The 24607-nt window shown below is 65.2% G+C and carries 19 protein-coding genes and 3 pseudogenes; 17 read left to right on the forward strand and 5 right to left on the reverse strand.

What is annotated here, in order from left to right:
• Window positions 1-144 precede the first annotated feature (144 nt).
• Window positions 145-1113, reverse strand: a complete 969-nt coding sequence (locus ACE10Z_RS38375; RefSeq protein ID WP_375785326.1) for a hypothetical protein — start codon at window positions 1111-1113, stop codon at window positions 145-147.
• Between the two features lie 418 nt (window positions 1114-1531).
• Here ACE10Z_RS38375 and ACE10Z_RS38380 point away from each other — a divergent pair, with 418 nt between their 5' ends.
• The 7 genes from ACE10Z_RS38380 to ACE10Z_RS38410 all read left to right on the forward strand — a co-directional run bounded on the left by ACE10Z_RS38380 (window position 1532) and on the right by ACE10Z_RS38410 (window position 10702).
• Complete coding sequence (locus tag ACE10Z_RS38380; protein WP_375785327.1) at window positions 1532-2458, forward strand: DUF6492 family protein; 927 nt, start codon at window positions 1532-1534, stop codon at window positions 2456-2458.
• Window positions 2452-3894: a lipopolysaccharide biosynthesis protein gene (locus tag ACE10Z_RS38385; RefSeq protein ID WP_375785328.1), complete on the forward strand. Its 1443-nt coding sequence runs from the start codon at window positions 2452-2454 to the stop codon at window positions 3892-3894. Before ACE10Z_RS38380 ends, ACE10Z_RS38385 begins: the two co-directional genes overlap by 7 nt.
• 4 nt (window positions 3895-3898) lie before the next feature.
• Entirely contained in the window at window positions 3899-4714 is an 816-nt protein-coding gene (locus tag ACE10Z_RS38390) for a class I SAM-dependent methyltransferase (protein WP_375785329.1), read from the forward strand.
• The gene (locus ACE10Z_RS38395; RefSeq protein ID WP_375785330.1) at window positions 4711-5463 is read left to right on the forward strand and encodes a polysaccharide deacetylase family protein; all 753 of its coding nucleotides are present in this window, start codon (window positions 4711-4713) and stop codon (window positions 5461-5463) included. Before ACE10Z_RS38390 ends, ACE10Z_RS38395 begins: the two co-directional genes overlap by 4 nt.
• Before the next feature lie 153 nt (window positions 5464-5616).
• On the forward strand, window positions 5617-7935 hold the full coding sequence (locus tag ACE10Z_RS38400; protein WP_375785331.1) for an exopolysaccharide transport family protein: 2319 nt from the start codon (window positions 5617-5619) through the stop codon (window positions 7933-7935).
• 65 nt (window positions 7936-8000) lie between these two features.
• Window positions 8001-9107 carry a glycoside hydrolase family 5 protein gene (locus tag ACE10Z_RS38405; protein ID WP_375785332.1) on the forward strand — a complete coding sequence of 369 codons (1107 nt, stop codon included), beginning with the start codon at window positions 8001-8003 and terminating at the stop codon, window positions 9105-9107.
• Window positions 9108-9199: 92 nt separating this feature from the next.
• Window positions 9200-10702: a hypothetical protein gene (locus ACE10Z_RS38410; protein ID WP_375785333.1), complete on the forward strand. Its 1503-nt coding sequence runs from the start codon at window positions 9200-9202 to the stop codon at window positions 10700-10702.
• Window positions 10703-10763: 61 nt separating this feature from the next.
• Here ACE10Z_RS38410 and ACE10Z_RS38415 read toward each other — a convergent pair whose 3' ends face one another.
• Window positions 10764-11363 carry a DUF1080 domain-containing protein gene (locus ACE10Z_RS38415; RefSeq protein WP_375785334.1) on the reverse strand — a complete coding sequence of 200 codons (600 nt, stop codon included), beginning with the start codon at window positions 11361-11363 and terminating at the stop codon, window positions 10764-10766.
• 262 nt (window positions 11364-11625) lie between these two features.
• On the opposite strand from ACE10Z_RS38415, the gene ACE10Z_RS38420 reads away from it, so the two are divergent.
• Window positions 11626-11928, forward strand: coding sequence for a cupin domain-containing protein (locus ACE10Z_RS38420; RefSeq protein ID WP_375785335.1), 303 nt, complete (start codon window positions 11626-11628; stop codon window positions 11926-11928).
• 56 nt (window positions 11929-11984) lie between these two features.
• Window positions 11985-12326 carry a hypothetical protein gene (locus ACE10Z_RS38425; RefSeq protein WP_375785336.1) on the forward strand — a complete coding sequence of 114 codons (342 nt, stop codon included), beginning with the start codon at window positions 11985-11987 and terminating at the stop codon, window positions 12324-12326.
• Here ACE10Z_RS38425 and ACE10Z_RS38430 read toward each other — a convergent pair.
• A complete protein-coding gene (locus ACE10Z_RS38430; protein WP_375785337.1) occupies window positions 12300-16415 on the reverse strand; it encodes a GAF domain-containing protein in 4116 nt (1371 codons plus the stop codon). The two genes, ACE10Z_RS38425 and ACE10Z_RS38430, sit on opposite strands and share 27 nt — an antisense overlap.
• A gap of 401 nt (window positions 16416-16816) precedes the next feature.
• Here ACE10Z_RS38430 and ACE10Z_RS38435 point away from each other — a divergent pair, with 401 nt between their 5' ends.
• The 6 genes and pseudogenes from ACE10Z_RS38435 to ACE10Z_RS38460 all read left to right on the forward strand — a co-directional run.
• Entirely contained in the window at window positions 16817-17869 is a 1053-nt protein-coding gene (locus tag ACE10Z_RS38435; RefSeq protein ID WP_375785338.1) for an Ldh family oxidoreductase, read from the forward strand.
• Window positions 17870-17893: 24 nt separating this feature from the next.
• Window positions 17894-19258 (forward strand): LLM class flavin-dependent oxidoreductase, encoded by a 1365-nt coding sequence (locus ACE10Z_RS38440; protein WP_375785339.1) that lies wholly within the window; start codon window positions 17894-17896, stop codon window positions 19256-19258.
• A gap of 12 nt (window positions 19259-19270) precedes the next feature.
• On the forward strand, window positions 19271-20056 hold the full coding sequence (locus ACE10Z_RS38445; RefSeq protein WP_375785340.1) for a fumarylacetoacetate hydrolase family protein: 786 nt from the start codon (window positions 19271-19273) through the stop codon (window positions 20054-20056).
• 177 nt (window positions 20057-20233) lie between these two features.
• Window positions 20234-20338, forward strand: a pseudogene (locus ACE10Z_RS38450) (2-keto-4-pentenoate hydratase); the annotation flags it as partial.
• A 177-nt stretch (window positions 20339-20515) separates the two neighbouring features.
• Window positions 20516-20620: pseudogene (locus ACE10Z_RS38455) on the forward strand (2-keto-4-pentenoate hydratase); the annotation flags it as partial.
• A 177-nt stretch (window positions 20621-20797) separates the two neighbouring features.
• Window positions 20798-20902, forward strand: a pseudogene (locus ACE10Z_RS38460) (2-keto-4-pentenoate hydratase); the annotation flags it as partial.
• Window positions 20903-21635: 733 nt separating this feature from the next.
• On the opposite strand, the gene ACE10Z_RS38465 reads toward ACE10Z_RS38460, so the two are convergent.
• A complete protein-coding gene (locus ACE10Z_RS38465) occupies window positions 21636-22589 on the reverse strand; it encodes a LysR family transcriptional regulator (RefSeq protein WP_375785341.1) in 954 nt (317 codons plus the stop codon).
• A gap of 132 nt (window positions 22590-22721) precedes the next feature.
• On the opposite strand from ACE10Z_RS38465, the gene ACE10Z_RS38470 reads away from it, so the two are divergent.
• Window positions 22722-23147: a muconolactone Delta-isomerase family protein gene (locus tag ACE10Z_RS38470; RefSeq protein ID WP_375785342.1), complete on the forward strand. Its 426-nt coding sequence runs from the start codon at window positions 22722-22724 to the stop codon at window positions 23145-23147.
• Between the two features lie 94 nt (window positions 23148-23241).
• On the forward strand, window positions 23242-23745 hold the full coding sequence (locus ACE10Z_RS38475) for a hypothetical protein (protein WP_375785343.1): 504 nt from the start codon (window positions 23242-23244) through the stop codon (window positions 23743-23745).
• A gap of 355 nt (window positions 23746-24100) precedes the next feature.
• Here the strand turns inward: ACE10Z_RS38475 and ACE10Z_RS38480 are convergent, their stop codons facing one another.
• A complete protein-coding gene (locus tag ACE10Z_RS38480; RefSeq protein WP_375785344.1) occupies window positions 24101-24556 on the reverse strand; it encodes an Lrp/AsnC family transcriptional regulator in 456 nt (151 codons plus the stop codon).
• Window positions 24557-24607: the final 51 nt, after the last annotated feature.

Here is a 24607-nt window from a genome sequence, read left to right on the forward strand (position 1 = left end):
CATGCCCGGCCTTGTGCCGGGCACCCACGTCTTTGCGTCAGTTGCGTAAGAAAGACGTGGATGGCCGGGACGAGCCCGGCCATGACGGGCTTGCGAAAGGCGCCTGATTTCTACTGCCGCCTTTTGAACAGACTACACCGCTGGTCAACCCCCAAACAATTTTCGGAACCGGCTCGCGGATTGCGGAAACTGGCCGTTGTCGATCTGTGTCGGCCACAGGCCGTCGACATCGAAATAGGCCGCATAGGCGATCGCGGCCTGATTGGCGGCGAACCAGTCGTGCATCTGCTGCACGAAATGCGCGTTGTCGCCGGACTGGCCGACGCCCCATTCCGGATAGCTCATCAGCTTGCCGCGCGATGCTGCAAACGTGCGCTGCCATTCGAGACCGAAGGGCGCCTTCAAACAGGAATTGGTCCAGCGCTCCGCGGCGCTGCCGTCCGATTTGAAGTCGTAGACGTCGAGGCCGATGAAGTCGACGACGTCATCGCCAGGATAGGCGGCGTCGGCCGGCATGTCCTGAGCTCCCCAGCCCGGACACCAGTCGAACTTGAAACTGCGGGAATGTCGACGGAAGATTCCAACCACGCGACGGAACGCCTTGATGTAATCGGCCTCATTGCCCTTGGCGAACCAGCCCGAGTTGGAGATGTTCATCTCCCAGCCGAGGCGGATGATCGCCTTCGGATGCGCCGCGCCGATGGCGCGCGCGGCCGCCTCGAACTCGGCATCGTGCAGGCCGCCCGCGACATCGGCGAGCGGTGTGCCTGACATGGTGAGCGGCACCGACCACACCAGATTGCGCGCCGGATTGAGCTTCTTCCAGAGCCCCGGCACCCAATCGAGCTTGTGAAAGTCGTCCCAGCTGTTCTGGCCATAGAAGTCGACGCCGAGCACCGACGACCGCGGCCGGTTAAGCCACGTCTCCCAGGCTTGCAACACATGCTCGCGACCGGTCTCGCCCCAATTGACGAAGGCGCCGGCGAACCGCGCCGAATTCGCACCGAGCTGCGATCGGGCTGACGGCGCGGACCGCGCGGTCGACAGTCCGCCCACGGCAAGCGCCGCGAATGCGAGGGCACCACGCCGCGTGATTCCGTGATCAGTTGGCATCCCGCGCTCCAGTCGGCTCGCTCGCGGCGCGCGTGCCAAAAGCACACAACGCCGACAGCACGGATGTCTCGAAATGGGCTGATGGTGCGGCCCGCTGTTCGGCCGGGCCGCTTACCCGCCGGAAATACCACCGAATCTGCATGTGCGCTCACCTGCGCCGACCTCGTCGGCATTCGAGACGCCAGCACTGCAATATCCGGGCAACATCCCGGTCCAGCGTCAAAATCGCGCAGCCGAACGATGATTTGCGATCCGTTAACGGCCGCGGCGGGCGGCTATTTACCAATGCTTAACCATTGCCGCCGCTGGCAAGGCCGTCAAAACGCTCCGGCACCGATCTTGCTGAACTGAGGTTCAGGACAAGTCTGGCGGCCACGATGTTCCGCCCTGACACGGTGTCGCCGGAGAGAGTTACGAGATGAACCCTGTCGCGTTGCTGACCCCGACCTATGGGCGCGATCTGGAAATTTGCACGCTGCTCTGCGAGAGCGTGGATCGTCACGTCACGTCGTTCTCCAGGCATTATCTGCTGGTCCCGGATTGCGACCTGCCGCTGTTCGCGCCGCTGGCAAGCGAACGCCGCATCATTGTTCCGGCCTCATCCTTCCTGCCCGACTGGCTGCGGCCGCTGCCGCGCATGATCCAGCGCAAGCGCCGCCAGTTCTGGTGGTCGCTGCGCGCCAAGCCGGTGAACGGCTGGCATGTGCAACAGATCCTGAAGATCGCGGCGACGATCGCGTTACCCTATGAGCGTTTCTGCATCCTGGATTCCGACATCGTGTTCTTCCGCGATTTCGACCTTTCGCGCTTCCAGTACCCGAACACGATCCCGCTGCTGAAAATGGCCGATGCCGTCACCGCCGACCAGCCGCGCCATTCACGCTGGCTGGAGACCAGCCATCAGCTGATCGGGCTGCCGACGCCGCCTTTCCCGGCGCCGGACTTCATCGGACACATCATCTTCTGGGACAAGCAGACCACCCGCGCGCTCACTGAGCGCATCGAGGCCGTCACCGGGATGAGCTGGATCGAGGCGCTGTGCCGGACCCGCGAGTTCTCCGAATATTTGCTGTACGGCTTCTTCGTCGAGAACGACGAGTCCGCCGCATTGCGTCACTCCGACGTGCCGAAGACGCCATGCGTCAGCTACTGGGACGATCCGACCCTGAGCAAGGACGAACTCACCCGGCTGCTGCTGCGCGCCAACAGGGATGACGTCGCATTCTCGATCGCATCGTTCTCGGGGACGCCGGTCGCGACGATTCGTGAGGTCGTGGCCGAGAGCGACGCCATCCTGGCGTCGTCGGCGGCGACAAGGCTCTCGGAGCTCGCCGCATCATGCTGATCGGACAGGCCAGCATCAACCTGACCGCCAACGTGCTCTCGGCGCTGCTTGGACTCTTCAGCGTGTTCATTTTCACGCGGCTGTTCGCACCGCATGACTATGGCATCTTTCTGCTCGGCGTTGGTTTCGCCTCGGTCATATCGGTCTTCCTGGTCGGCTGGTTTCGCAACCTGATCCTGAGCGGCCACGCCCGCAACGACGGCACCGACGTCCGCGGCCTGGTCGTGTCGGGTTACCTGATCTGCTGCCTGACCGCGCCCATCGCCTATCTGCTGGCCCGGCTCGTCGGCCTCGATGCGACCGCCGCGCTCTCGGCGGTGGTTCTCGCCATTGCGATCGGCCTGTTCGAGCTGACGCAGGATCTGCTGCGTGCACGGCTGAAGGCGCTCGCGGTCATGAAGGCAACGCTGGTCCGCGCGGCCGCCCTGCTCGGCCTTGGCGTCGTGGTTGCGCTGGTCAGCCCGACCGGCGTCCTGCTGTTGCTCGCGGCCGCCTCGGCCTATCTCCTCGCCGTGCTCGTGCAGTCGCGCAGCGCATGGCGCGGCACCATCGTCAATTTCGACCGTGCCGACCTGCAGTCGCTCGCCCGCACCGGCCTGCCGCTGACCCTGTCGCTGACACTGCTCGCGATCTCGAGCGTGACCGATCGCTTCATGATCGCGAACCTGGTCGGCGCGGCCGACGCCGGCAAATATGTCGCAGCGCTCGACCTGGTGCGCCAGACCCTGATGATGCCGGCGATGAGCATGGCCGCGGCGTTCTTCCCAATGGCCGTGCAGATCCACGCCCGGCAGGGCGACGGCGCGGTCAGGACCCATCTCGCCGATTGCCTCGAACTGCTTGCCGGCGTCACGCTGCCGGCCTGTCTCGGCTTTGCGCTGATCGCCCCGCATGTCGCCAACATTGTCCTCGGCGCCGACTTCCGCGCGGTTGCAAGCGAGATCATGCCGGTCATCGCGATCGCCGTGCTGTTCCAGGTGCTGACGCAGCAATATCTGCATGCGAGCTTCCTGCTGTCGGGACGCAACTCCTTCTACCTGATCAACACCGCCTCGATCATCGCCGCGAATGTGATCCTGTCCTACGTGCTGGTCAGCCTTGACGGCACCATCGGCGCGGCATGGGCGCGGCTTGGCGCGGACATCGCGGGCTTTGTCTGCGCCCTGGTCCTGAGCCGCTTCGCTTTCCGGATTCCGATTCCGCTGGGCCGGCTCGCTCTGATCATGGTCGCCGCGCTCGCGATGGCGCTCACCGTCGGCGCGCTCGACCGCGCTCTCGACCTCGCCGATCTCCCCGCCAGCATCGTGCTGATCGGAGCCGGGCTCGTCGTCTACGCCGCGCTCTGCTGGCTGTTCGACATCGCGCGGCTGCGCGGCCGGCTGAAGCGGGGCCTTGTCATGTTCCACACCAGATCCGCAAACAGCAACGTTGGATGAGCCGATGAACCGATCCCTCGCGCTTGCTGCGCGTCCCGCCCCGCTCACCGAACTCCCGATGCCCGTCCCCGCTGAAATCCATCCGGAATCGCTGCTGGCCTTGCCGCCCGGCGAAGCCAAGCAGAGCCTGCTCACGGTTCACAGCATCCTCGAGGCCCGGCTGCCAGCCGGTCCGCTCTCGATTTACGAGGCCGGCGGCGGCTCGACCAGCTATCTGCCGCTCGGCGTGCTGCGCCGTTCGCATGTCACCGTCGTCGACATCGACGCCGATCAGATCCGCAACAACGGCTATGCGCAGGAAGCCATCCTCGGCGACATCCAGACCTATCGCTTCCCGCCGCGGCGTTTCGACCTGATCATCTGCTACAACGTCATCGAGCACATCCCCGATGTGGAGGCCGTGCTGAGCGGGTTCTGCGAGGCGCTGAAGCCGAACGGGCTGTTGCTGATCGGCGCACCGAACCCGAAGTCGCTGTCGGGCATCGTCACGAAATACTCCCCGCACTGGTTTCATGTCTGGTTCTACCGCCATGTGCGCGGCGAGAAGAACGCCGGGCTGCCGGGCGAGGCGCCTTTCCCGACCCATTTCCATCCGCTGGTGACCCCTGGCAACCTCGAGGCGTTCGTGGCCGGCCGCGGACTGCAGGTCATCTACCGGAAGAAGTACGAGAGCCCGCGCTATCCCGAGATGCGCCGGCGCAAGCCGCTGCTGGCCGCGATGATCGACGCGGGCGCGAAGGCGATGAACGCGTTGTTGCCGGGCAAGATCGACGTCCGGCACGGCGATTACCACGTGATCTTGCGGAAGCTTGAGTCATGAACGCATTGTGGTCAGAAGCCAGGGTCAAGGTCAGTCACCGGCTGGCGATGCATGTGCAGGTCGAGCGCTTTCGCCTGAACAATGCCACGCCGATGGTGACCTTTACCTTTGACGATCTGCCGAAGAGCGCGGCGACATTCGGCGCCGACATCCTGGAATCCTACGGCGCCCGCGGTACCTTCTACGTGTCGGGCGGACTGGTTGGATTGAACGCACCGGACTGGATCACCGGCAGCGCCGACGACGTCGTCTCGCTGCATCGCCGTGGCCATGAGGTCGGCTGCCACACATTCTCGCACCGCCGCGCCTGCGATCTCGACGAGACTTCGCTGGCCGCGGAGATCGCGCGCAACCGGACCTATTTCCATTCGCTCGATCCGACCATGCCGGTCGAGACCTTCGCCTACCCGTTCGGCTACGGCTCCTACGCACGGAAGCACCAGTTGAGGTCCGAATTCCGCACCTGCCGCAGCATCGTGCCCGGCGTGAACAGCGGCGAGGTCGACCTGCAATTCCTCCGCGCCATGCCGCTGATCGACCGCCAGATGTCCCGCGACCGGATCGACATGGCCTTCGCCGAGGCGGCACACATGAACGGCTGGTTAATTTTCTACAGCCACGACGTCGCCGAAGCGCCGAGCCTCTATGGCTGCACGCCCGGCCTGTTGACCTACGCGCTGGAGGCGGCGGCGCGGCGCAATGTCCCTGTGTTGACGATGGCGGAGGCGTTTCGATGCGCCCGCGCTTAAACCCTTTGTTTGCCTTTCTGGTGAATAGTCGGCGAATGAGTATGGTTAATTTTTCGTGTTGCGTCTTTTCCGCGTCGTCTCGTGCGCGTTGCGTAACCCGAAAGAGTGCTCCTCAGCCGATGCGTGCGGCCATTCAGACGGAAGCTGGGGTCGATGCTTAGCTATGACCAGCCGATCAACCGGGCCAAGCCGGAGCCGCGCCGGGCCGCAATCCCGGCCGGCTTCAACGTGCTCGAGCTGGTCCGGCTGTTGTGGGTGCGCAAAGTCGCGATCGTCTCAGCCGCACTGCTCTGCGCCTGCATCGCGGTCGCGATCGGCAAGGGCCTGACACCGAAATATACCGCGGGTGCCCAGCTCTATGTCGACCCGCGCGAGCTGCAGCTGGTCGAGCGCGAGCTGACCCCGCGCGCCCAGGACGTCTCCGGCCTCTCGATGGTGGTCGAGAGCCAGTCGCGGCTGATCACATCCAACAATGTGCTGCTGCAGGTGATCCGCGACACCAACCTGGTGAAGGATCCCGAGTTCGGCGGTGGCGCCGCCAGCAAGGGCCTGCTCGCCTCGCTGCTCGGCCTGTTCGGCATCGAGCCGCGCACGACGGCGGAGCAGCAACAGCAGATCGAGATGACTACGCTCGATACGCTGAACCGGCATATCAACGTCAAGAAGACCGATCGCACCTTCATCGTCGACATCGACGTGTGGTCGCACGATCCGGTCAAGGCGGCGATGCTCGCCAACGCGATCGCCAAGGCCTATCTCACCGAGTCCAAGCAGTCCCAGGCCGAGGCCGCGCGGCGCGCCACCCGTGACCTGTCCGGCCGGCTGAAGGAGCTGCAGCAGCGCCTGCGCAACGCCGAAGAGGCGCTCGCGACCTACAAGGCGCAGAACAACTTCGTCGGCTCGCAGGACAATCTGCTCACCGACCAGCAGCTCTCGGTCGGCAACCAGCGGCTGGCCGCGGCGCGGGCGCTTACGCTCGATGCGCAGGCCAAGTATGACCAGATCGAAGCCAGCCGCCGCGGGGCGATGGACGCGGGCGCGACCTCCGAAGCGCTGCAGTCGCCGACCATCGCCAATCTGCGCTCGCAATATGCCGATGCCAAGAAGCGCCAGGCCGAGCTGCAGGGCGAGCTCGGGCCGCGCCATCCGGCGCTGCGCCAGGTCGAGCAGCAGGTCGAGGACCTGCGCCGGACCATCAAGGAAGAGATCGACCGCTTTGCGGTATCTGCCAAGAACGACCTGACCCGGGCGCGCGACTATGAAGCGTCGCTCAACAAGGCGCTCGACGTTCAGAAGCACCAGAGTGTGCAGATGAGCCAGGCGTCGGTGCGGCTGCGCGAGCTCGAGCGCGAGGTCGATGCCAGCCGCGACGTTTATCAGTCGTTCCTCAAGCGCTCGCGCGAGACCGAGGAGCAGGAGAGCCTCAACACCTCGAGCGCGCGCGTGATCGGCGATGCGACGATCCCGCAGCAGCGCACCTTCCCGCCGCCGATGACTCTGCTCGCGATGATCGGCTTCCTGTTCGGCGCCCTCGCCGCCGCGGCGTGGATCGTTGCGGCCAGCCAGCTGGCGCCCGGCGCCGATCCGATCCGCCCCAGGCTCCAGCCGAAACAGGATGCCGCACCGGAACGACAGCCCGTCATCGCCAAGGCCAAGCCGCCCGTGCAGGCCCCGCCCGCGGTGCAGCCGGCTGCCCGCCTCATCGACAAGCCCGTGATCGAGAAGCCGCTGATCGCCGAGCTGCAGGAATCCGATGTCATGCGCACGCTTGGCGGAATCTTGACCGGCGACAATCCCGCCGACGTCACGCGGTTCGGCTGGCCGACCCTGCGTACCAGCTCGGCGCTGGGGCCGTTCTCCAACACGATGCGACAGATCCATGCGGCGCTGGCGACGCGCGCCGCCCCGGAGGCCGTTCCGGTGCTGGCCGTGATCGGCACCGCCGACGATCCCGACCGCAGCGTTGTCGCGCTCAACATCGCGCTCGTCGCCGCGCGCGACGGCGCCCGCGTGCTGCTGATCGACGCCGATGCAACCGTCCATGCGCTGACCGACAGGGTTGCGCATCCCGCTCAGAGCAGGCCGAGCCGGCTCGACTGGCTCACCATTGGAAGCAAGGCGTCCCGCGCTATCAACACCGCAAACGGCATTGCCATCCTGCCGGCAATCCAGGGCCATCCCGCCAAGGCCAGCGAGGCGATCCAGAGGACGATCGCGCAGGCGCGCTCCGCCCGGGGCTACGATCTCGTGATCCTGGACGGGCCACCGATGCCGTGGGGTTTGGATGAACAGCGGCTGCTCGACATGGCCGACGGGCTGATCGCGGCACTGCCGGTGGATCGCGACATCAACGCGTCGATGGAAGACATCATCACCGCGCTCGGTGGCACCGAGCGAAAGCTCGCCGGTGTCGTTCTCAACGAACTCCAGTCGACTGTCGCAGGTCAGCAGCACGACAGACAGTATGCGTGAGCGGCACGCCAGCCGCGCCGCGTTTTGCGTCGTCGCTGCGACATTGATCGCGAGTTGATCGTCCAATGGCCCGGTTAACGATCCCCGCCATCATCGCCATCGCATCCATTCTGCTATCCGTCGCCGCGCGAGCCTGCCCTGCCCTGATCGAAGGCGTCGCCCCGGACCGGATCAAGGCCTTGTCGCGCGGCGTCAATGCCGACGGGTGGGTCGTCGATCCGCGGTCGGCGCCGCCGCGCAGCCTGCTGCTCGATCTGCGCAAGGCCGGCCTGACCCACATCCGGCTGCCGGTACCTGCCGACCTGGTCATGCCGCGCTTCGCCACCAAGGCGGAGATCGAGAGCCGGCTGCAAACCGTCGATGCCGCGCTGAAGACCCTGCTCGCACTCGGGTTTACCGTTTCGATCGACCTGCATTCGGGCCAGCATTTCAACCCGCTGCACAAGGACGATCCGCCCGGCGCGATGGCCGAAATGAAGAGCGCCTGGACCGCGCTCGCGCGGATCATGCAACGCTACCCCTCCGATCGGGTGTTTGCGGAACTGCTGAACGAACCGGAGGTCGATGCCGCGCAATGGCAAGGTGAAGTCCGGGAACTGGCCGGCTTCATTCGCCAATTGCTGCCGCAGACAACGCTGATCACGGGTCCGGTCAACTGGCAGCGTGCGGACTCGCTGCCGGGCTTCACGCCGCTCGACGATCCGAACGTTGTCTATGCCATCCACTTCTACGATCCGATGGTGTTCACCCATCAGGCGCATTGGGATCGGAGCGAGCCGCTCCACGATGTCGTCGGATTGCCCTATCCGATCCGCGCCGACGATCCGAAGGTTGAGCAGTTGCGGGAGCAGCTGACCGCGCTGAACAAGCCCAAGGCGCTTGCGATGGTCGACCGCGCCATCCAGGGCCGCAGCATCGACCAATGGCTCGAGCCCGCGGCTGCCTGGCAGCGGCAATATTCCCGCCCCATTATCATCAATGAGTTCGGGGTGCTGAAGGCCGGCGCGCCGCGCGACAGCCGGTTACGCTGGCTCGCCGACGTCACGGCCTACGCCCGGCAGCAGTGCTGGGGCTGGACCCATTGGGAACTGTCGCAGGGCTTCGGCCTCGCCGATGCCGTCACCGGCAAGGCCGACCGCGACGTGCTGAAGGCGCTGCTCGGGACGCGCTGACCCATCTGGTTAACCGGTTCTTACACAATGCGCGGCTAGATCGACGATGCGGGTGTGGCGCGCCACCCATCCGGTCATTTAGGTCAGAGCCTGTGCGAGCAGACATAGCCCCGCGGCCGCTGTTGGCCGGCGACCTCGTTCCTGCGCTCGGCATCGCCGTGGCATCGATCGCATTCGCGCCGATCATGCAGGCGGCCAACGCTGGCCTCGCGATCGCCGTCGAGGGTCTGATCGGCTGCGCCATCGTGCTCGCGGCGCCGGCCTATGCGCCGTCGATCGCCGTCTTCATCATCTTCTTCCAGAACCTGTTCGTCTCGATCCTGTCGTCCACCATGACGACCGAGCAGGAGATGGATTTCGTCAAGGGCTACAATTTCCTGATCTGCGCGGTCATGTGGCTGGTGACGCTGGCGCTGTACCTGCTGCGCGAGCGCAAGCATTCGCCCGAGATCGACCGGATCATGAATTGGGGGCTGATGACCCTCGCGGTCGTGGGAGTCTATTTCCTGCTCGGCGCCACGCAGGACGCGCATGCGGCCCTGGTCTATCTGCGCAACATCGCATTTCCGCTGTTCCTGTTTCAGCTGTCGCTGCTGACGGCCGCAACCTTCGAGATCCGGGTTACGCCGTTCCTGGTGACGGTCGCCACGCTGCTGATCGTCTGCGGCTATGTCGAACTGCTGTTTCGCGATTTCTGGCTCGAGATCACCAACGGCTACACGTTCTGGCACTTCGACGAGCTGAAGGCGACGCGCTCCGGAGCCTGGGAAGCCGAGATGCGCCAAACCGGCAATGTCCCGGTCGATCTGATCGACCGCTTCCGCTTCAGCTTTCTCAACAGCCCGCTGTTCGAGGATCTCGGACTGTCGTCGATTCTGCGCATTTTCGGACCGAATATGAGCCCGATCAGCTTCGGCTACGGGATCGCCTTCTCCATCCTGTTCCTGTTCGCGGTCGGATATCGCTGGCTGGCGCTGGTCGCGATCCCGCTGCTGATCTTCTGCAGCGTGAAGGGCGCGCTCATCCTGGTCATCTTCGTTGCCCTGGCCTGGACGGCAACCTGGCTGCTCGGCGCCACCATCACCCTTGCCGTGGCGCTGGCCGGGCTCGTGGTGTACGCCATCGCAGCGATCTACATCGGCCTCCAGATCGGCGACTTTCACGTGATCGGCTTCATGGGCGGCTGGGATGGATTCCTGCACAATCCGATCGGCCGCGGCCTCGGCGTCGGCGGCAATCTCTCCGAAGGTTACTTCTCGATCGACTGGAACGCGGCGCAAGCGGCCGGCACAATGGACGGCGCGGTGGAGAGCGCCGTCGGCGTCTTGCTCTACCAGATGGGCATCGGCGCAGTGGTGCCGCTTGGGTTCTTCTTTGCGGTGGCGCTGATGGCCTGGCGCCTCTACGCCTCGTCCGGGATTCTCATCCAGGGGCTCGCTGCGTTCGGCACGATGGTCGTGCTGGTGAACGGCATCTTCCAGGAGGAGGCGCTGTTTGCGCCGCCGGCGCTGGGGCTGTTGCTGTGTCTCACCGGCCTCGTGATCGGTCATCATCTGCGCACGCAGGGAGACGATCTGACCACCCCCGGCGAATAGCACACGACACACAGCCAAAAGCCCGGCCGCGGCGCGACCGGGCTCTCCGCGGCGTGCGTTGTCAGAGCGGCTTGATCTGCACCTTGCGGAACTTGACCACGCCGGAACCATACTGGAGCGCGATGTAGCCGCTGGCGTGCTTGGAATCCTGCGCGTCGACGGTCTTCTGGCCGTTCAGCGTCACGACGAAATGAGGCCCCTGCGCCGTGATCTCGTAGACGTTCCACTTGCCGGCCGCCTTCGGCATCGGATCGACCTTGCCGACGTCGACGATCGCGCCGGTGCCGTAGGTCGGATCGGGCCGCTTGTCGAAGATGTTGACCTCGTAGCAGACCTTGGAGTCGATCACCTTGTTGCCTTCGCAGCGGATGAAGACGCCGCTGTTGGCATCCTCGTCGGTCCAGAACTCCGCCCGGATCTGGAAATCCTTGTATTGGGTCTTGCTGACGAGATAGGAGAGATCCTTGCCGTCGAGCTTGTCGGCGACCAGCGCGCCGTCCTTCATCGCCCAATTGGCCTTGCCGACCTCGTCCCAGTCGCCCTGCTTGGAGCTGTCGAGCAGCGTGACCCAGCCGCTATCGCCCGATGCGGCGGTGGAAAATTGCAGCGCGGCCGCACCGATCACAAGTCCCGCCGCCAGTATCGACAGATGCTTCTTCAAGGTTATCCTCCCGTCTTTTGGTTGGCGCGCAACCTATCATCGTCTGCAGCGGCGTAAATGCGTTTTCCATATTGCAACTGCGTTGTGTTACGGCCCGATGCCGCAATCTTGAGAGCAGACATGCGCGAGCGCGTCTTGTCCGGCGCAAGGCACGCTGAGTGTCTGCTCCGCAGCAGAGCTCAATCCGGCCGCCGTCACCTACAAGCTGCCGGACCAGATTCCCTGGAGTGCGGTCGACGCGCGCGGCGCGCAGAATGCCGTGGTGGTCGGCGATCCCTCGAAGCCCGGCTTCTACATGGTCTACACCAAATGGACCAAGGGCAATCACTTCAGCCGTCCGCACTTCCACCCGAATGATCGCTACATCGTCGTGCTGAAGGGCACCTGGTGGGTCGGCTCGGGTCCGAAATTCGATCCCGATCACGGCACCGTGGCAATGCCGGCGGGAAGCTTCGTCACGCATTTCGGCAAGCAGGTGCATTGGGACGGCACCAAGGGCGAGGACGCCGTGCTGCTGATCATGGGCGAAGGCCCGGCCACCGCGACCGAGGTGGAACAGAAGTAGCCGCGTTGCGCGAAGTGGGGGCGATGCTATCATCCCGGCCCAACGAAGGGCCTCCGATGCATCCCGCCGCCAAGCTGCAATTTGCCCGCATCGCCGACGAGTTCGCGCGATGGAGCGCCATTGCCGAACCGGAACGGCCGCCGGCACCGGCGTGGTGGTGGGGACCGGCGTTCGAGATGCGCGATGCCGCCGAACCGCTGCCGTCCATTTGGTGCCGCCGGTTCCGCCTGGCCGACGGGGCGAGCTTTGCGGAGGCGTCGGCGACGCTGCGCCAGACCTTGGCCGGCCAGGCGATACCGTCCTGGCCCTATGATTTCTCGCGCTTGATCGCGTCCACCGATTCCGACGTCCGCGACCTGCCCGTGCAGCCGTCAGACGACAGCGCGTTTCCGCCCTAGGTCCGGCCCGGCCTCACCGATCGCCTCGTCGTCCAGCGACGGCTGCAACGGCGGCGACGTCAGCACCGGCGAGGTCTTCAACAATTCGGCGAGATCGCGCGGCGGCAGCGGCCGGCTGAACAGGAAACCTTGCATCTCGTCGCAGGCATGCGCGCGCAGGAACTCCTGCTGCTCGGAGGTCTCGACGCCCTCGGCCACGATGGTCATGCCGAGCGCCTTGCCCATGCTGATGATCGCCTGCGCGATCGCGACGTCCTCGGAATCATCGGGCAGATCGCGCACGAAGGAGCGATCGATCTTGATGGTGTCGATCGGGAACTGCTTCATCAGCGACATCGACGAATAGCCGGTACCGAAATCGTCGATCGCGAGGCGAATGCCGCGGTGCTGGATCGCATCGAGCACGCGGACCGCGCGCGTCACGTTGCGCATCACCATGCTCTCGGTGACCTCGAGCTGCAGCAACGCCGGCGACATGCCGCTCGCCGCCAGCGCCTCGTCGATGTCGTCGAGCAGGTTCGGATCGCCGAACTGCCGTGGCGAGAGGTTCACCGCCATCGTCACCGCCTTGAGGCCGCGGTGCTGCCACGCCATGTTCTGCGCGCAGGCTTCCTTCAGCACCCAGCGGCCGATCGGCACGATCAGCCCGATCTCCTCGGCGAGCGGAATGAACTGTCCCGGCGAGACCTTGCCGAGCTCGGGATGGGTCCAGCGCAGCAGCGCCTCGACGCCGCTGATCTGTCCGCTCGCCATGTCGACCTTGGGCTGATACTCGAGCGAGAACTGGTCGCGCTCCAGCGCGCGGCGCAGTGCGCTCTCCATCGTCAGGCGCTCGATCGACTGCGCCCTCACCTCGTTGGAGAAGAAGCGGAAGCCGTTCTTGCCGTCCTCCTTGGCGAGATACATCGCCATGTCGGCATTCTTGGTGAGCGTCTGCACGTCGGAGCCGTCGGTGGGATAGGTCGCAATCCCGATCGAGGCCGTGGTGTGGCACTCGTGCCCGCTGAGCTGCATCGGCTGGCTGAGCGCGACCAGGAGATCGCCGGCGATGCGCTCGACGTCGTGACGTTCGGCGGTGTCATCCAGGATGACCACGAACTCGTCGCCGCCGAGCCGCGCCACAACGTCGCTCGCGCGCAACGATCCGCGCAGCCGCTCGGCGATCGCCACCAGCAGCATGTCGCCGGCGTCGTGGCCGAGCGAATCGTTGATCACCTTGAAGCGGTCGAGATCGATGAACAGCACCGCGAGCTGCCGGCGATGGCGGTCCGCCGCCGAGATCGCGTGACGCAGCATCTCGTTGAAGGTCTCGCGGTTCGGCAGATTGGTCAGGCTGTCATGCGAGGCGAGGTATTCGATCCGCTCATCGGCCTTGTGCTTCTCGTCGGCGCGATCGAAGCTCTCGAGCGCGAACGCCAGATTGTCGGCGAGCCGCTGCAGCAGCTCGGCGAATTCCGGCGTGAACGTATCCTTCTCGGTCGCGACGAAGATCATGACGCCGACGACCTCGCCGCTGACGATCAGCGGAAACGAAGCACCGGACTGCGTTCCATCGCGCCGCGCGCGCTCATGGAAAGCCGCGGTCTCGGTATCGGCAAAATAGTCGTTGATGATGCAGGCCTTGCCGGACCGGAACGCCCTGCCGCAGCCGCCGCGCCCCTCGGGGTGCGCGTCGCTGGTCGAAAGCGTCACCTGGCTCGCGCCGTCGGCTGCCGGGCCCGCGATCGCGACGATGCGGAGATAGTCGCTGCCGGGCTGCGCCAGCGCGATGGTGGTCGAGGTGAATTTGCCGCCGGTCGCTGCCGCCTCGCAGACCAGTTGATAGAGCTCGGTGCGGGACTTCGCCCGCATGATCGCTTCATTGGTCGCGCTCAGCGCCGCGAACATCCGCGACAGCCGCTCCTTCTGCTCGTCGGCCCGCGCCTTCTCGTCGGCGCGGTCGAAGTTGGCCAGCGCAAACGACACGTTCTCGGTGAGCCGCTGCAGCAGCGCCATCATCTCCGGACTGAAGGTGTTGAACTCGCCGGAGAGGAACACCAGCGCGCCGATCGCCTCGCCGTTCTTGAGCAGCGGCAGGGCGGCGCCGGACTTGCTGCCGCTGTCGCGCACGACCGGATAGACATGCGACTCAGGGCCGAAGTCGCTGAGATAATCGTTGCTGATGCAGGGCCTGCGGGTGCGGATCGCGACGCCGGTCAGCGTCTGCCCCTCCGGACGCGTCGCATCGGCCGACAACTGGACTTCGCGGGCCCGTACCCGGTCGGGGCCGGAAGCAGCCACGTTCTCCAGGAAGGCCTCGCCGGGGCGCACCAGCCTGATCGTGGCCGAGATGAACTGACCGCCGACCGCCGCGGCATCGCAGACCAGATCGAACAGCTCGCCGCGGGACCTCGCCCGCATGATGGCCTCGTTGGTCGCGCTCAGCGCCGCGAACATCCGCCTCAGCCGTTCCTTCTGCTCCTCGGTGCGCGCCTTCTCGTCGGCACGATCGAAGCTGCCGAGCGCATAGGCGACGTTGTCGGCAAGCCGCTGCAGCAGCTCGGCGAACTCGGCCGAGAAGGTGTTGCGCTTGCCGGAGATGAACAGCATCACGCCGACCGGCTCGTCGTCGACGATCAACGGAAATGCCGCGCCCGATCGCGCATCCTCGCGGTCGATGATATCGCGGAACGGGTTGTTGGCGACGTCACCCAGAAAATCGTTGTCGACGCAGGCGCGCCGCGAGCGGAACGCCCTGCCGCAAACGCCGCGCCCTTCGGGACGCGCCTCGCTGCGCGAGACGTTGAGGCGGCGCGCATTCTCGGCGGTCGGCCCCGCTACCGCCATCATCTCCAGGAAGTCGTCGCCGGGCTTGGCGATCAGGATGCTGGTCGAGTTGAACCCGCCGCCATGCGCCGCCGCGGCGCAGACCAGCTCGAACATCTCGAGCCGCGACCGCGCGCGCATGATCGCCTCGTTGGTCGCGCTCAACGCCGCGAACATCCGCGACAGCCGCTCGCGTTCGGCGTCGGCCTTGGCCTTCTCGGTGGCGCGGCCGAACGTGTCGAGTGCAACCGAGACGTTCTCGGCGATACCCGCGAGCAGCGCGATGATCTCTTCGTCGCGGGCCCAGGAATTGCCGATAAAGAAGATCAGGACGCCGATGCTCCTGCCGAACCGGGTGAGCGGCAGCGCGACGCAGGCCATCAGACCGCTCTCGCCGGCTTGCGCCTGCGCGGCGCCCGCCGATATCGGAATGTCGTGCTCGATGCACGGCCGTTTGGTCCGGAACGCCTCGCCGCAGATCCCCTTGCCGTAGAGATTGTCCGGGTCGGTCGAAAAACGCGTCTGCGTGATCAGGTCGAGGGCCTCGCCGGTGCCGGCGACGGGCTCGAGCCAGTGCGTATCGGGCTCGGCCAGCAGCACCACCGTGGCGAAGGATTTTCCGCTGAACACCGCGGCGTCGCACACCCGCTGATAGAGATCGTGCTCGGTCTTGGCGCGAAGGATCGCCTCGTTGGTTGCGCTGATGGCGCCGAACATGCGGTTGAGCCGGCGCATCGCCCGCTCGCCGCTCTTGCGCGACGCCTCATGGTCGAAATTGTCGAGCGCAAAGGACACGTTTGCCGCAATGCGCTCCAGCAGCGACACGATCTCCTCGCCGAGCGAGTCGACCTCGCGCCGGGTCACCATGAAGACGCCGACGCTGCGCCCGTTGCAGACCAGCGGCATCGCCGCCGCCGCACCGACGCCGGCCGCCGCGAGGCCGCTGCGCCAGGCCGCTGAACGGGCATCGTTGACATAGTCATTGCTGACGCTGGCGCTCTGATCGCGGAACGCCCGCCCGGCGACGCCCTCGCCTTCCGGAACGTTGGCGAGCGTGGAAATCCCGATGCTGCGCAGCCGCGCGACATCGTCGCCGCAACCGGCTGCGAATGTCAGCCGACCGGTATCCGGCTCCAGCAAAAAGACGGTCGTAGCCAGGAAGCTCCCGCTCGAGAACGCGGCTTCGCAGACCTTTCCGTACAACTCTTCTGGTGATTTCGCATACAGGATCGCTTCGTTGGTGGCATTCAACGCCGCGAATGTACGCCCGATGCTCGACTGCACGATCCCTGAAGGCCCCAGGGCCACCCCCTTCAATCTGCCGGGGAACATTGCCCGCGAGAGGCCTAAGTGATGGTTAGTGTATCCGGCAAGTTGTGAGACAGAGTAAACGGCTGACGAATCCGGGAGGCCGTTTTCCGGGATAATACGGACGCCTGTGTGCCAGCCTGAGGCGAAGGGTTGCGGGGCGCGGATTGCCGCCTGGCCGCGCCGCCGGCGCGGTCAAATTCCGTAGCGCGACCGCGCCCGTTCCATTCGGTGAAATCCTGGCCGGGAGCACCCTGCTGGCGGTATGGCGGACCGGATTTTCCGCCCTTGCTCGGCGAGCTGCGCTTTGAGAGCATGAGCCTGACAACAGCAAGCAAGACCCGCGCGTCACGCGGGCGGACCGCGAGGAAAATCCCATGCCGATCGTCCAGGCCGACCGTCTCACGCGCATCGGCGCGGCGCTGCTTCGGGGCGCCGGCGCATCGGAGGAGGAGGCCAACGCGGTCGCCTCCGGCTGCGTCAACGCCAACCTCGCCGGCCATGACTCCCACGGCGTGATCGCGATCCCGACCTATATCGACCGCATCAAGGCCGGCCATATCGTCCCCGGCGCGAAATGGACCGTCGTGCAGGAGACGCCGACCACGACCGTGATCGACGGTCATTGGGGGTTCGGCTTCCACGTCAACGCCAAGGCGATGGAGATGACCATCAACAAGGCGAAGACCGCCAATGTCGCGGCCTGCACCGTGTTCCGGCAGAGCCATGTCGGCCGGCTGGCGCATTACCCGATGATGGCGATGCGCGAGGGCATGATCGGGATTGCGGCCGCCGATTCCGGCCGCTCGCCGAAACATGTCGCCCCGTTCGGCGGCCGCGAGGCCCGGCTCGGCACCAACCCGCTCTCGATCGCGGTGCCCTCCGATCTCGAGGCGCCGTTCTATCTTGACATGGCGACCTCGGCGGTCGCGGCCGGCAAGGTCCAGCTCGCAGTGGCGCGCGGCGAGAGCATCCCGAAGGGCTGGATCATCGATGCCGACGGGCGCGACACCACTGACCCGAAGGACTACCGTAAGGGCGGTGCGCTGCTGCCACTCGGCGGCAGCGAAGGCTACAAGGGCTCGGGCCTTGCCGCGATGGTCGAGGTGCTGTGCGGCCTGCTGACCGGCCTCGGCTTCGGCGTCGAGCCGACCGGCCGCCACAACGACGGCTGCTTCATGGCGGTGTTCAACGTCGCCGCGTTCCGCCCATTGCAGGACTTCAAACGCGAGGTCGCCGACTTCGCCCGCTACCTGAAATCGACGCCGCCCTCGGAAGGGAGCCGCGGCGTGTTCTATCCCGGCGAGGTCGAACATCTGCGCGAAGTCGAACGGCGCAAGAACGGCATCGAGATCGAGGATGCGACCTGGGACAAGCTCAAGGCACTCGCCGCCGACTACAAGCTGACCGACGACCTCGATCTTCGCTGACGCATTCAGGTACAGGAGAATGACATGACACGGCAAATGGCGCTGGTCGGCTTTTTGCAGGCGCAGAACTGCACCAACCTGCCGAGTTCCTGGCGTCACCCGGAGTCGCGCGACGATTCGATGTCGGCGGACTACTACCAGGAGATCGCGCGCATCCTGGAGCGCGGCAAGTTCCACATGGCGTTCTTCGACGATCGCCTCGCTATGCCCGACCGCTACGGCAACGATCACGCCCACACCGTCGAATACGGCATCCGCTGCGTGAAGATGGACCCGATCGTGGTGCTGACCACGATGGGCATGGTCACGACCAGGCTCGGTCTCGCCTCGACCGCGTCCACCACCTATTTCGAGCCGTTCGACGTCGCCCGCCGCTTCGCGACGCTCGACCTGATGACGAATGGCCGCGCCGCGTGGAACGTGGTGACGTCGGTCAATGACGGCGAAGCGCTCAACATGGGCCGCGAACAGCACCTCGAGCACGATCTTCGCTACGACCGCGCCGACGAGTTCATGGAGGTGGTGCTCGGCCACTGGGACGCCTGGGAAGACGGCTCCCTGGTGATCGACAAGAAGAGCGGCCGGTTCGCCGATCCGGCCAAGGTGAAGCGGCTCGACCACAAGGGCGCGTTCTTCACCTCGCGCGGCCCGTTCACGGTGCCGCGCTCGGCGCAGGGCCATCCCGTCGTGATCCAGGCCGGCGCCTCCGGGCGCGGCCAGCGCTTTGCCGGGCGCTGGGGCGAAGTGATCTTCACCGCGGCGCGCAACCTCGCCAACGCCAGGCAGGGCTATGACGCGATCCGGGGCGAAGCCGCCAAGGCCGGGCGCGATCCCGACCAGATGTTCCTCTGTAACCTGATCACGCCGGTCACCGGCGCGACCAAGGCCGAGGCCGAGGACCGGATGGCCGTGATCCAGAAGCTGCCGCTCGAGATCGACGCGCTGTCGCTGCTCGCCGAAGGCCTCAACTTCGATTTCGGCGCCAAGGGGATCGACGAACCGCTCACCACCGAAGAGCTGCAGGGCATGCAAGGCATGCTCGGCATCCGCGACGGCGTGCTGCGCACCTCGGGCAAGACCAATCCCTCGACCCGCGACTTCATCACCTTCTCCGGCCGCGGCCAGGTGCAGGACGCGATGGTCGGCGGCCCGAAGGAGATCGCGGACCGGCTGGAGGAAATGTTCGAAGGGCGCGGCTGCGACGGCTTCGTCATCGCGGCAAGCTATGTGCCAGGCTCCTACGCCGACTTCGTCGATCACGTGGTGCCCGAGTTGCAGAAGCGCGGCCTGTTCCATAACGACTACGCCGGCACCACGCTGCGCGAGAACCTCGGGCTGAAGCGCCCGGCCGCGGGCGCCTGGAAGACCCGCGCGCAGGCCGCGGAATAGAAGGACATCATCATGCGCTGGCTGAAATTCACCGCCGCAGGCACTACTTCCTGGGGCCTCGTCGAGGGCGACACCGTCATCACCGTGAACGGCGATCCGTTCGGTGAATGGAGCAGGACGGCGAAGACCCACGCCCTGAAGGACGTCAAGATCGAGCTGCCGCTGATCCCGCGCACCTTTTACTGCGTCGGGCTGAACTATCTGAAGCATCTCAAGGAGGCTGCCGACAAGGCCGGCACGGTGCCGAACGTTCCTGATCGACCCGAGATCGGCTACCGCGCGCAGAACGCGCTGATCGCCCATGACGAAAATGTCGTGATCCCGGCGAGCGCGACCGAGAAGATCCATTACGAGGGCGAGCTCGTCGTCGTGATCGGCAAGACCGCCAAGCACCTCACCGAAGCCAATGCGATGGACTGCGTGTTCGGATACACGATCGGCAACGACGTCTCCGAGCGCAGCTGGCAGAAGGCCGATCGCGGGCTGTGGCGCGCCAAGAACGCCGACACCTTCAAGCCGATGGGTCCGTGGATCGAGACCGATGTCGATCTCGACCGCATGGAGACCGCGATCCGCGTCAACGGCAAGGAGACCGGCCGCTTCCCCACCAACGAGATGATCTTCGGCATCGTTCCTTTCCTCGTCGAGCTTTCGAAATATTTCACGCTGTCGCCCGGCGACGTGATCTGGATGGGCACCGACGGCGCCTCGCCGGACCTGAAGGACGGTGACGTGGTGGAGATCGAGATCACCGGGATCGGGACATTGCGGAACAGGTTCGTGAAGGAGAAGGTGTGAGGGATGGCACTCCGGGTAGACCCGTCATCCTGAGGAGCGCGCAGCGCGTCTCGAAGGATCGACGGCCCGGCTGGTGGCCGTCGACCCTTCGAGACGACCGCTGCGCGGTCTCCTCAGGGTGACGGTGATGAAGCCTAGGTAATCGCTTCTCTCCGTTCCTCGTCCTGGCGAAAGCCAGGACCCGACGGCGCCTCGCCGGACCTGAAGGACGGAGACCTGGTGGAGATCGACATCACCGGGATCGGGACATTGCGGAACAGGTTCGTGAAGGAGAAGGTGTGAGAGCTGGCACTCCGGGTAGACCCGTCATCCTGAGGAGCGCGCAGCGCGTCTCGAAGGATCGACGGCCCGGCTGGTGGCCGTCGACCCTTCGAGACGACCGCTGCGCGGTCTCCTCAGGGTGACGGTGATGAAGCCTAGGTAATCGCTTCTCTCCGTTCCTCGTCCTGGCGAAAGCCAGGACCCGACGGCGCCTCGCCGGACCTGAAGGACGGAGACCTGGTGGAGATCGACATCACCGGGATCGGGACATTGCGGAACAGGTTCGTGAAGGAGAAGGTGTGAGAGCTGGCACTCCGGGTAGACCCGTCATCCTGAGGAGCGCGCAGCGCGTCTCGAAGGATCGACGGCCCGGCTGGTGGCCGTCGACCCTTCGAGACGACCGCTGCGCGGTCTCCTCAGGGTGACGGCGATGAAGCCTAAGTAAACGCTTCTCTCCGTTCCTCATCCTGGCGAAAGCCAGGACCCGACGGCGCCTCGCCGGACCTGAAGGACGGAGACCTGGTGGAGATCGACATCACGGGCATCGGGACATTGCGGAACAGGTTCGTGAAGGAGAAGGTGTGAGGGATGGCACTCCGGGTAGACCCGTCATCCTGAGGAGCGCGCAGCGCGTCTCGAAGGATCGACGGCCCGGCTGGTGGCCGTGGACCCTTCGAGACGACCGCTGCGCGGTCTCCTCAGGGTGGCGGTGATGAAGCCTAAGTAAACGCTTCTCTCCGTTCCTCGTCATGGCGAAAGCCAGGACCCATAACCACCGCATTCGGAGATGAACGGGATCGCGGCCCCAGCGTCGCGCAACAATTGAGATTTGGGGTAATGGGTCCTGGCTTTCGCCAGGACGACGGCGGTGGATGGTTCTCGATTCAAGATGCCGCACAACGCGATGTCATCACCCGCGAAAAGCGGGTGATCCAGTATTCCAGAGACGGCAGTGCTTGAACCGAGAGGCTGCAGCGTACTGAATCGCCCCGTCGAGCCGGGCGATGACAGTTGTGCAGGATGGGTAGAGCGAAGCGAAACCTATCAGTCGTTTCCGCGGCTCGAACGATGGGTTTCGCTTCGTTCTACCCTACGGAATCAACTTGAGATTTCTTTGGCCCAGAGTCTGGGTTCGCTTGTCATCGGATGGCAGTAATTGAACAGAAGCCGCGCCTCAACTGTGTAGCCCGCACAATCCGGCTCCCACAATAGGACCCTGTCTCCATCCTTTATGCCAAGGTCATCTATTTGATCGCTCAGACTTCGTCCGTCGTAGAGAAGGACAAAATAGTAGCCGTCACCCGGCGTATCTTGGAAGCTAGTTTGGATTCGCAGCATCGTCGTGCAGCCCTCCGCGCGCAGCCCCCGGCCGGCTCTTCACATGATCGATGAAGGCGCGCAGCTTCGGCATGATCTGGCGGTGGCCGGGATAGTAGAGAAATACGCCAGGCGTTGTCGTCGCGAATGGCTCCAGCACGCGCACGAGCTTTTTCTCCTTCACGGCGCCTGATATCAGCGGCGCGGGGACTTGCGCGAGGCCCACGCCTTCGATGGCGGCGCCGACCAGCGTCGGGAAATCATGGCCGATGAAGGAGCCGGAGACGGCGAGCTCGATCGAACGGCCGTTGTCGTTGAGCGACCACGGCGCCAGCCCGCCGTTCGATCGTCGCAACCTGAGGCATGCGTGCTCGCGCAGATCGTCCGGACGCTTGGGCCGGCCGCGGCGCGCGAGATAGTCCGGGCTGCCGACGACGGCGAACGGGAACGGCTTGGTCAGACGCACTGCGACCATGTCCGGGTTGATGAACTGGCCCATCCTGATGCCGGCATCGAAACCTCCGGCCGCGAGATCGACCAGCTCCTCGCTGGCGGCGAGCTCGACCTCGATCTCGGGATAAGCCTTGCAGAATGACGCGATCAGCGGCTCCAGCAGGATCGGCACCACCGAGCGCGGCACGGTGAGACGCAACAACCCCGCCGGCTTCTGCCCGAGCTCGCGCGCCGCGCCGCTTGCGGCGACCAGCTCCTCGAACGCGGGCCTGGCGCGCGCCAGGAATCGTTCGCCGGCCTCGGTGAGGCCGACGCTGCGGGTGGTGCGGATGAACAGCACGGCGCCGAGGCGCGCCTCGAGCGCGCGCACCGCCTGGCTGATCGCTGACGGCGTCACGGCGAGTTCGGTCGCCGCGCGACGAAAACTGCGGTGCTGGGCGACGCTGAGGAACGCCTCCACGCCGTCGAGCGCGCCCTGCCTGACTGTGAAGTTCTGCTTCATGGCCCGTCAACATTATCGCGAATAGTCACGCGCGGGAAGCGGTCCTACATCGGAGCCACAGGCAGCAGCACCGCAAAGCGCGCTGCTCCACGCGACATCACGACATCAGTCGTGAACGGAGATCTGCGACCGATGAAAACAATCCGTCACACCCTCCTTGCCCTCACCCTCACTTCGACAGGCTTAACCTCCATGACCGCTCCCTCTCTTGCCCAAGCCCAAGGACAGGCCCAAACACAGGCCCAAGCCCCCTCCATCATCACCACCGGCGTGATGGTCATCCTGACCGTCAAGGCGGGCGTCACCCGCGAACAGGTGATGGCCGTCATGCCGGATGAAATCCGGCAGACCGTGCAGCTCTATCTCAGCGGCAAGGTTCGCGAATGGTATTCGCGAGCCGACGGGCGCGGCGTCATCCTCCTGCTCGATGCCAAGGACACATCCGAGGCGCACGCGATCATGGAAGGTCTGCCGTTGTCCAAGCTCGACATCATGGACCACGACTACATCGCGGTCGGCCCGCTGCTGCCGCTGCGCCTGCTGCTCGCCAAGCCTTAAGCGTCAAGCCTTAAGCGTCAAGCCCTGAGCGCCGCGCCGAGGCCGGACCCGGTCGCCGGGTCCGGCCGGATCGACAGTCAGACGGGAGCCGACCGTGCCAGTAAGTCTCAACATTCCATTCCTGCTCAGCGTCGCCGGAGCATTTCTGACGAGTGCAGTGGTGGCCGCGACCTATGTCTGGCCGGCGCTCCGCAGCTGGCCGCGCCATGAGGCGCTCCGGCTGCTTGCGGCATTCCATGCCTTCCGGTTTCTCGGGATGAACTTCATGGTCACAGGCTTCGTGTCGCCGGAGGTGAACCCGGTGTTTGCCAGCGCGGTCGGCTGGGGCGATCTGACCGCCGCAGCTCTCGCACTGCTCGCGATGGCGGCACTGTCGTGGCGCTGGCCGGTGGCCATTCCGATCGTCTGGTTCTTCAACATCTGGGGCACGCTGGATCTTCTCAACGCCTACTTCATGGGCGCGACGAAGAACGCGGATCCCGGCCTGTTCGGCGCCGGCATCTATATCCCGGCGCTCTACGTGCCGCTGCTGCTGGTCAGCCACGTCATGGTGTTCATGATCCTGATGCGGACCAAGTCGGTGGAACAAGCACAATGACCCGTCATCCCCGCGCAAAGGCTTCGCCTTTGTCGCTCGAGGTGCGAGCGGAGCGAGCCTCGAAGGATGCGCGGCCCGGCTGGTGGCCGTTCGCCCTTCGAGACGGCCGCTACGCGGCCTCCTCAGGGTGACGGGGTGATTGCTCAGCTTGCTCAGTGTCATCACCCGCGCATGCGGGTGATCCAGTATCCCAGAGACCGCGGTGCTTGAGCCGAGAGGTCGCGGCGTACTGGATCGCCCGGTCAAGCCGGGCGATGACAGCGGTGGACGAGGATATAGCCTCACATCCTCTCAGGGTGACGGGACAAGAAGTTGAGCGCGCGGCTCCGTCGTCGTCTTCGCAGCGGCATCTCCATCAAAACGGCAGCGCCACGCCGGTCTTGATCTCCTTCAGGATCACGTTGGTCCGGACATGGCGGATGCCGGGAATGCGGAACATGAACTCGTCGAGGAATCTGTTGTAGGCGTCCATGTCGCGCACGACGACGCGCAGATGATAATCGGCATCGCCTGTTGTCGCGAAGCACTCCAGCACCTCGCGGCGCTGCATCACCCGCGCCACGAACTCGTCGACGAATTTCGTGTCGTGCCGCTCCAGCGAGACGTGCAGGATCGCCGAGGTCGCAAAGCCTGCGCGCTCGCGTGCGACGAGCGCCGAATAGCCCGAGATAACGCCGGACTCCTCCAGCGCGCGAACCCGCCGCCAGCACGCCGAGGTCGACATCCCGACGGTTTCCGCGAGCTGCTGGTTGGTGGCGCGGCCGTCCTTCTGCAGTTCGGCGAGAATCTTTTCATCCAGCTCTTCGATCACCACAGGCCTCCAGTTTGGTAGATTGTACCAATATGCAGAATTAAACGCAAA

The sequence above is a fragment of the Bradyrhizobium sp. Pha-3 genome (assembly GCF_042258615.1).
Taxonomy (GTDB): domain Bacteria; phylum Pseudomonadota; class Alphaproteobacteria; order Rhizobiales; family Xanthobacteraceae; genus Bradyrhizobium.

Bases quoted from the DNA above. Each gene is read 5' to 3' on its own strand.
- ACE10Z_RS38400 (WP_375785331.1), top strand. From the start codon at position 5,617: ATGCTTAGCTATGACCAGCCGATCAACCGGGCCAAGCCGGAGCCGCGC.
- ACE10Z_RS38445 (WP_375785340.1), top strand. From the start codon at position 19,271: ATGCGCTGGCTGAAATTCACCGCCGCAGGCACTACTTCCTGGGGCCTC.
- ACE10Z_RS38435 (WP_375785338.1), top strand. From the start codon at position 16,817: ATGCCGATCGTCCAGGCCGACCGTCTCACGCGCATCGGCGCGGCGCTG.
- ACE10Z_RS38375 (WP_375785326.1), bottom strand. From the start codon at position 1,113: ATGCCAACTGATCACGGAATCACGCGGCGTGGTGCCCTCGCATTCGCG.
- ACE10Z_RS38395 (WP_375785330.1), top strand. From the start codon at position 4,711: ATGAACGCATTGTGGTCAGAAGCCAGGGTCAAGGTCAGTCACCGGCTG.
- ACE10Z_RS38470 (WP_375785342.1), top strand. From the start codon at position 22,722: ATGAAAACAATCCGTCACACCCTCCTTGCCCTCACCCTCACTTCGACA.
- ACE10Z_RS38385 (WP_375785328.1), top strand. From the start codon at position 2,452: ATGCTGATCGGACAGGCCAGCATCAACCTGACCGCCAACGTGCTCTCG.
- ACE10Z_RS38465 (WP_375785341.1), bottom strand. From the start codon at position 22,589: ATGAAGCAGAACTTCACAGTCAGGCAGGGCGCGCTCGACGGCGTGGAG.
- ACE10Z_RS38390 (WP_375785329.1), top strand. From the start codon at position 3,899: ATGAACCGATCCCTCGCGCTTGCTGCGCGTCCCGCCCCGCTCACCGAA.
- ACE10Z_RS38440 (WP_375785339.1), top strand. From the start codon at position 17,894: ATGACACGGCAAATGGCGCTGGTCGGCTTTTTGCAGGCGCAGAACTGC.
- ACE10Z_RS38380 (WP_375785327.1), top strand. From the start codon at position 1,532: ATGAACCCTGTCGCGTTGCTGACCCCGACCTATGGGCGCGATCTGGAA.
- ACE10Z_RS38425 (WP_375785336.1), top strand. From the start codon at position 11,985: ATGCATCCCGCCGCCAAGCTGCAATTTGCCCGCATCGCCGACGAGTTC.
- ACE10Z_RS38405 (WP_375785332.1), top strand. From the start codon at position 8,001: ATGGCCCGGTTAACGATCCCCGCCATCATCGCCATCGCATCCATTCTG.